Genomic DNA, 7337 nt, shown 5'->3' on the forward strand with positions numbered 1-7337 from the left:
CGGGCCTTCTTTTCAACAAATAGCCAGCACTCAACGAAGGGTTACCAGTCGATCTGGGGGGTTGGGTGGTAGGGGGCGCCTTCGCGGCGCCAGGTAGCCGCCTCGACCGCCACCCGGCTCCGGAACGACTCCCAGTCCTTGGCTCCCTGCGGCGACCAGGCGATCTCCGCGACCGCGGCGAGCCGGGGCAGCAGCATCGAGAACAGGTCGTCGCGGTTCTGCAGCGTCTCGGTCCACACCGCCGCGGACACGCCCTCGATGGCGGACTCGGGCAGGCCGTCGATGACGGTCGCCGGGTCCCAGTCGTAGGAGTCCCGCAGCTCGACGAAGCCCGCCCAGTCCAGGCCCAGCGGATGCTCGTGCGTGTACTTCATGTCGAGATAGGCCCGGTCGGCCGGCGACATCACGAACTTCGCGCCCGCCCGCGCGGCGCGCACCAGCGGCGCCGGGTCCGGCCGGGTGTCCCAGTACTGCAGCACGGTGCCGGGCCGGACCAGGACCGGCGCTTCGCCGTCCGCCGTCGTACCGCCCACCGCCCCCTCGCCCGCCAGCGCCGCCACGGCGGACTGGTCGCCGTGCGCGGAGCCCGCCGCCTCCTGCCACGCGACGGGCGTCTTGCCCGCCGCCGCGATGATCTCCTGGCACAGCACGACGAACCGGCCGAACTCGTCGGCCCCCATGGTCAGCACCTCGTCGCCGCCGAAGTGCACCCACGGCCCGAGCGTCATCCGCGCGACGTCGGTGAACACGTCGCGGAGGAACGGCTCGGTGGCCGGCACGTCGAAGTGCAGCTTCGAGAAGCCGACCTCGACGCCGTCGTAGGAGTCCGTGGCCTCGCCCGAGGGCGTGAGCTCGCCGTAGGCGTGAGTCGCCGCGTTGACGTGCCCGGGGACGTCGATCTCGGGGACGATGACGATCTCCCGCTCGGCCGCGTACTCCTGCAGCTCCAGAAACTCCGCGGTGCTGAGGAACCCGCCGGTCGCGCCGGACACCGCGCCCTGCGACGACAGCTTCGTCAGCGCGGGGCGGGACGGGACGTCCAGGCGCCAGCCCTGGTCGTCGGACAGGTGCAGGTGCAGGCGGTTCATCTTGTAGGAGCCCACGAGGTCCACGACGGCCCGCAGGTCCGCGGGCCCGAACCAGTGCCGCACCACGTCGAGCGACAGCCCGCGCCACGGATACCGCGGCGCATCCCGTACGACGACGGCGCCCACCTCCCGCGGCCCGCCCGTCTCCCCGCGGGACGCGTTGACGAGCTGCCGCAGCGTCCGCACGCCGTGCAGCAGGCCGGCGCGCCCGGGCGCGGCGACGGTCGCGCCGTCGGCGGTCACCGTCAGCGTGTACCGCTCGGGGCTCGCGGAGCCGACGGGCCCCGCGGCGGGATCCGGCGTGAGGACCACGGGCACGCCGCCGCGGGGCACCACGGAGGCTCCCGCGGTGGCGAGCAGCTCGCCCGCGAGCCGCGCGGTCCCGTCGTCGGGCGCGTCGATGCTGACGGTGGTGAGGTCGAGCACGCCCTCGCCCGGCTCCAGCTCGACGGGTGCGGGGATGACGGCGTCGGCGACGATACCCGCGCCGCTGCTCACGGTAATCACGATTGTTAGGGCCCCTTCGCTCCAATGGATGAACCGAAGTTTGGCAGGTTCAGCCGGCGGAGACCAGGCCCAGGAGCGGTTCGGTGGGCATGATGGTCGTCGGATCCGCCGGCACGTCGCTCGGCGCGGACCAGCCGAGAAACGTCTGCGGGGGGAGGTCACCGGCGACGTCGGCCCAGACGCCGTCCGCCGTGGCCTGGCCCACGCCGGGCGCCGCCGCGGTGAAGACCACGGCGACCTGCGGCGGGATCGTCAGGTTCGCACGGTCCACGACGGACGCCGCCGTCGACTGGTGGACCTCCAGCATGACCTGCGGCAGACCGTGCTCCGTGGCGATCTTCGCGAGCCGGTCCACCACCGCCTGGAGCTCCGCGACGGGTACCGTGCCCGTCTCCGCGCCGTTGCCGGCCATCCGGAACTCAGGGTGCACCGACAGCCCCACGCCGGGCTTGGTCAGCAGCGGCTCGAGGTCGTCGAGCTGCGCGGCCAGCGGCTGGTCGCCGGGCGCGATGTCGAGCAGCACGAGCTGCCCGGCCTCGCGGATCGCGTCGACCGCCGGCGTGATCAGCTCCAGCGGCTGCTCGTCGACGTAGTCGCCGTCGTCGCCCGGCGCGCTGGACCGGACGCTCGCGACGAGGGTGACCAGGGGTGCGCCGTCCAACAGGTCGCCGTTGAGCGCCGCGGCGTCCACGGCCTGGGCGGCGGCGGCGGCCGGGTCGGCCACACCGGCCGGCACCGTGTACGACGTCGACACGTACCGGCCCGGGAACAGCCGCAGCGCCCCGTTGGGCAGCGTCTGGCCCGACGTCGCCACCGCCACCTGCCAGCCGAGATCGTCGGCGGTGCCGAAGCCGTCGCCGATCCCGACGACGCCGAGCGGCTTGAGCGTGCGGATGGTCTCGACGGTCTCCGGGCTGGTGGCGATGTTGCCGCCCGGGACCTCGACCGGCACCGCCCCCGCGGCGAGCGCTGTGCCGATCGCCGCCTCTTGGCCGAGCTTCGGGTCCACGGCCACGAGGATCTCCTGCAGCAGCTGCGGGTCGGTGACGTCGGGGATCTCCGCGCGGAGGCTGTCGACGTCGGCCTGGTCGAGGCGGTCAGCCGTGGGCATCTCGACCTTGGCCGCGCTCGGCTTCTTGCGCTCGTCGCGGTCGTCGGCGCCCCGCGCGGAGGCGGCGGCCTCGGCGGCGGCGCTCAGCGCGCCGGGGTCGAAGGGCACGACCTCGGCGTCGCCCGTGGCGGCGCCGGCCTCCGCGGCCGCCTGCTCGTCACCGATGACGACGACGGTGTCCGCGCCGAGCCGGTCGAGCTCTGCGACGATGTTGGCGCCCGAGACGCCACCGTCGGTGAGCAGCACCGGTGCGTTGACGGCGGCCCCGGTTGCGGCTGCGGTCGAGCGGTCGCCCGCGTCGTCGGCCGAGGCGAGCACGGCGACCGGGGAGGCGTGGAAGAACGCCTGGCTCGCCGTGAGCGCGAGCTCGGCGGGGTCCGACGAGTCGAGCACCAGCGTCGGCCCGGACGGTTCACGGACCTGGAAGTTCTCCCCCGTCCTACCGTCGTCGCCCTCGGCCGTCGGCACGGTGCAGCCGGCGAGGACGAGGGCAGTTGCCGCGAGCAGAGCCGCAGCGGACGCAGGACGGTGGTGCGGGACGAATCGGGCGTTCCGGATAACCACGGCCACATTCTCCCCCACGGGGCGACGAAGTGGAAACCCCGAGGTAGTCAGCGCAGGGAGGTCCGGACGATCCCGGCGACCACGTCGGCGAGGTCCGCCGGGATCGGCCTGTCGCCGCTCAGGTACCTCCGCACCGCGGCGTACGGCAGGTCGACGACGACCAGGAGCAGCTCCGTCGTCGTCACCGAGGTCTGCGCCCGGAGTCGGCGGGTCAGGCCGCGGATCGCCGCGTTCCAGCGCGCGCCCTCGGCGGCCTCGGTCTCCCGGGCGGCCTCGGGCCAGTCGGCGGCGTCGAACCGCGAGCGCCCCGCGAGCAGCACGTGCGCGTGCGCCGGCTCGTCCTGGCACCACCGCACGGTGTGGACGGCGAGCGCGACCGCCGCCTCGACCGGGTCGCCGTCGAACAGCGGGTAGGCGTCGCGGTGATAGCTCGCGATCGCGCGGTTCCACAGGGCGGCGAGCAGCGCGGGGCGGTCGGGGAACCGGTAGTAGAGGGAGCCGCTCGGCACGCCGGCCTCGCGGATGACCGCAGCCATCGTGACCTTCGCCAGCCCGTCCGCGCCGAGGATCCGGGCCGCGGCGTCGAGGATCGCCGAGGTGTCGTGGGTCGGGCGGGGCATGCGTTGACGGTACTCCAGCGCCTCGTTAGAGTCCGGTCTCTAGAGAGAACTCTCTACAGTCCATCGAGGAGGAACCCCATGACACTGACCGCCGACGAGGTCTACGCGGCAGCGCCGTTCGTCAGGACGCTCGGCGTCGAGCTCGACCGGATCACGCCGGAGGCCGTCGTCGGACGGCTGCCGTTCGCGCACGATCTGTCGACGGTCGGCGGCGGCCTGCACGGCGGAGCGCTGATGGGACTGGCTGATGGCACCGCTGCCGTCTGCGCCGCCGCCAACGGCGAGCCCGGGGCGCTGCCCGCGACCGTGGACTCCACCACCCACTTCCTGCGTCCGGTCGTGGGCGAGGCCACCGCCACTGCCGCACCGGTCAGGGCGGGCGGCCGGCAGGTGCTCGTCGAGGTCAGGGTGACGGACGAGTCCGGCGCGCTGTGCGTGCACGTGCTCCAGTCGGTGCGCCTGGTCTACCCGGGGGCGTAGCGACATCTGCCCGGGGGCACCGGAGCGCCGGGCCGGGAGGGGTCCCGAAACCCCGAATTCACCCCTGTTCTCCCCGATCGCGGTGGACTAGCGTCATGCCACCAGAACGCATGGAGGGGCTTGTCAGCCAGCAGGGGGAGAACCGACAGGTGCACACCGGGCAGATCATCGGCGCCCGCTACCGGCTCGAGGCGCGCCTCGGGGCGGGCGGCCACGGAGAGGTGTGGCGGGCCGCCGACCTGAGGCTGCACGAGCGGCCGGTGGCGCTGAAGCGCACGCGGTACGACGGCGACGACGGCGGTGCGGACCGCGTCCGCCGCGAGGCCGAGAGCCTGGCGAAGATCACCCACCCGCACGTCGTCGCCGTGCTCGACGTGGTCGACGACGGCGGCGAGGTCTGGGTGGTCATGGAGTACGTGGCCGGCCGGCCGCTCTCCGAGGCCGGCCGGGTCCCGGTCGAGGAGGCCGCCCGCTACGGCGCCCAGCTCGCCGGCGGCCTCGCGGCGGTGCACGCCCACCGGATCCTCCACCGGGACGTCAAGCCCGCGAACGTGCTCGTCACCGACGACGGGTTCGCGAAGCTCGCCGACTTCGGCATCTCCCGCCCGCTGCACAGCGACGAGACGGTCACCGCCACCGGGGCGCTCACCGGGACGCCGGGCTATCTCGCGCCCGAGGTCGCCAAGGGCGGACGGTTCACCGAGGCGGCCGACGTCTGGTCGCTCGGCGCCACGCTGTACTACGTGCTCGAGGGCACGACCCCGTTCGGCGACGACAACGCGCACGCCCTGCTGTGGAAGACCGTGACCGAGGAGGTCCGTCCGCCCACGCGAGCGGGCAGCGTGGCGCCGGTCATGCTGCGCATGCTGGCCAGGAAGCCCGGCGACCGGCCGCGCTTGCACCAGGCACGGCAGGAGCTGGCGGCCCTGGCGGGCGATCCGACGGCGGGGGTCGGGCCGGACCAGACCCGGCGGCCGCGGCGCCCCGGCTGGGTTCTCGTGGCGGCCGGCGTCGCCGTCGTCCTGGTGGCCGCACTCTCGACCGCCGTGTGGTTCTCCCTCGACCGCGAGCGGGCGCGGGGTGACGGGGCGCCCGTCGCGGAAGCCGGCGCGAGCGGCGCCGACGGCGCAGTGGACTCCTCCGACCGGAGCCTGACCGAGAGCACGGGCATCATCGGCGACCCGGCGACCGCCGACCCGTGCGCGCTCCTCGACATGGACGCGCTCGGCACGTTCGGGCTGACGCGGCTCCGCACCGACGACGGCGAGCTCAACCGCTGCGACATCATCGTGACGAGCGACGACGGCGCCGTCACCGAGACCAGCGTCAAGGTTTGGCACAACAAAGAGGAACCCGCCGAGCCGAACCGGCGGGTCGGCAGGATCATCGTGGTGAACGACGAGGACGACATGCCCGGGGAGTGCAGCCGCGAGCTCTTCCTCCCCGGCGGGGACTACAACGTCTCGCTGGACGCGGAGCGGGAGACGGGTGAGGTCGACGACCTCTGCGCACTCGCCGACGCAAGCCTCAACCACGCAACCGCCATGCTCAACGAGGGTCAGCTCCCGCGCCGCACACGAGCTCCCGCGCCGGGCTCGCTCTACACCCAGAGCGCGTGCGACCTGCTCGCCGGCGAGCCGCTCGACCAGCTGCCGGGCATCGACGCGGACCGCCCTGTCGTCGGGTTCGCCGAGTGGGAATGCCTGTGGGAGGCCGACGACGGCAAGGAGCTGCGCGTGCTGTTCCAGCACAGCGACCCGCTCTCGGAGGACGACGGCGAGCGCTTCGTCTTCAGCGGGCGTGAGGTGTTCAACGAGGGCGACTCGTGGTCCGCGAGCTCGTGCCTGGTGGACATCGTGAACCGCGTGGGGGTCAGCGTGGACGGCGACGGCGACGTCGTCGCGGAGCTGGTCCGGTTCCAGCTCGAGGCGGGCGGCGACGAACCCATCGACGAGCTTTGCGACCTGCTCCTGGACGTCGCCGAGCCGGTGGCCGCGCGGCTTCCTGCGGTGTCCTGACAGGCCGGCCGGACGGCGTCGGGAGGGTCCCCGGGAGGTCGTGCCAGGCTCGTGACGGGAGCAATTGGAGGTCGCCATGACAGACATCCCGCAGATGGAGGGCACGGAACCGCTCTCCCCCCACCACGCGAGCCTGGCGTTCGGCGTGCCGACGTCGGAGCCGGGCACGATCTACGCCCTGTCCGTGTCCGGCGGGATCCGGCTCGGTGCCCGCGAGGACCGCACAGTGGTGTTCGGGCGGAACCGTCCCGAGGTACACGTGTGCGTCGGGGAGGACGACCTGCGGATCAGCCGTGAGCAGGGCTCCGTGACGTTCCGCGACGGCCATTGGTGGCTCGCCAACACCGGGCACCGGGCGCTCCAGCTCCCCCGCTCGAGGACGCTCTTCCCCGAGGACGACCCCTACCCGGTCGACGCCGGGTACACGCCGGTGTTCGTCAACGGCACGGCACGACGCCGGCACCTGCTGGAGCTGTACGTCGCCGGGGAGGACGGGCGCCTGCCCCGACCCGCGCCCGACGCCTCGACCCTGCGGGACAAGCCGTGGAAGCTCCGCGCCGACGAGCGGCTGGCGCTGATCTCGCTCGCGCAGAGGTACCTGCTGCACGAGGCCTACCCGCAGCCCCGCACGTGGCGGCAGGTCGCCGACGACCTCGGCGCGCTGCAGCCCGGCGAGACCTGGAGCGCCAAGCGCGCGGAGCGCCTCGTGACGGGCGTCCGGGAACGGCTCACGCGCACGGGCGTGCCCGCGCTGACCCGCGAGGAGATCGGGGAGCCGGTCGGCAACATGCTCAACCACAACCTGATCACGGAGCTGCTGCAGACCCGCACCCTGGTCCCCCCGGACGTCCTCCTCCTGGAAGACCTCCCCTGAACCCGAGGTGGTTCCGCGAAGTAGAGCGCCTGTCCGGGTCTCCGTGGCGATAGCCAGGGAGAGCCGGACAGGCTG

Annotated in this window: 6 protein-coding genes; 3 read left to right on the forward strand and 3 right to left on the reverse strand. The window is 73.5% G+C overall.

The genetic code is table 11. From position 1 onward, the window contains the following. Positions 1-41: 41 nt before the first annotated feature. From ACFT2C_RS24430 to ACFT2C_RS24440, 3 genes are read right to left on the reverse strand one after another with little or no spacing between them, the layout of a single operon-like run. A complete protein-coding gene (locus tag ACFT2C_RS24430; RefSeq protein ID WP_377209682.1) occupies positions 42-1586 on the reverse strand; it encodes a family 20 glycosylhydrolase in 1545 nt (514 codons plus the stop codon). A 58-nt stretch (positions 1587-1644) separates the two neighbouring features. Next, on the reverse strand, positions 1645-3270 hold the full coding sequence (locus ACFT2C_RS24435; protein ID WP_377209683.1) for a hypothetical protein: 1626 nt from the start codon (positions 3268-3270) through the stop codon (positions 1645-1647). A gap of 47 nt (positions 3271-3317) precedes the next feature. Continuing rightward, a complete protein-coding gene (locus tag ACFT2C_RS24440; protein WP_377209684.1) occupies positions 3318-3890 on the reverse strand; it encodes a TetR/AcrR family transcriptional regulator in 573 nt (190 codons plus the stop codon). A 78-nt stretch (positions 3891-3968) separates the two neighbouring features. On the opposite strand from ACFT2C_RS24440, the gene ACFT2C_RS24445 reads away from it, so the two are divergent. From ACFT2C_RS24445 to ACFT2C_RS24455, 3 genes are all read left to right on the forward strand, one after another. Further along, positions 3969-4370, forward strand: a complete 402-nt coding sequence (locus ACFT2C_RS24445) for a PaaI family thioesterase (protein WP_377209685.1) — start codon at positions 3969-3971, stop codon at positions 4368-4370. Between the two features lie 95 nt (positions 4371-4465). Beyond that, positions 4466-6388 carry a serine/threonine-protein kinase gene (locus ACFT2C_RS24450; protein WP_377209686.1) on the forward strand — a complete coding sequence of 641 codons (1923 nt, stop codon included), beginning with the start codon at positions 4466-4468 and terminating at the stop codon, positions 6386-6388. Between the two features lie 76 nt (positions 6389-6464). After that, on the forward strand, positions 6465-7262 hold the full coding sequence (locus ACFT2C_RS24455) for a hypothetical protein (protein WP_377209687.1): 798 nt from the start codon (positions 6465-6467) through the stop codon (positions 7260-7262). Positions 7263-7337: the final 75 nt, after the last annotated feature.

The sequence above is a fragment of the Promicromonospora sp. NPDC057138 genome, from assembly GCF_042670845.1.
GTDB lineage: Bacteria > Actinomycetota > Actinomycetes > Actinomycetales > Cellulomonadaceae > Promicromonospora.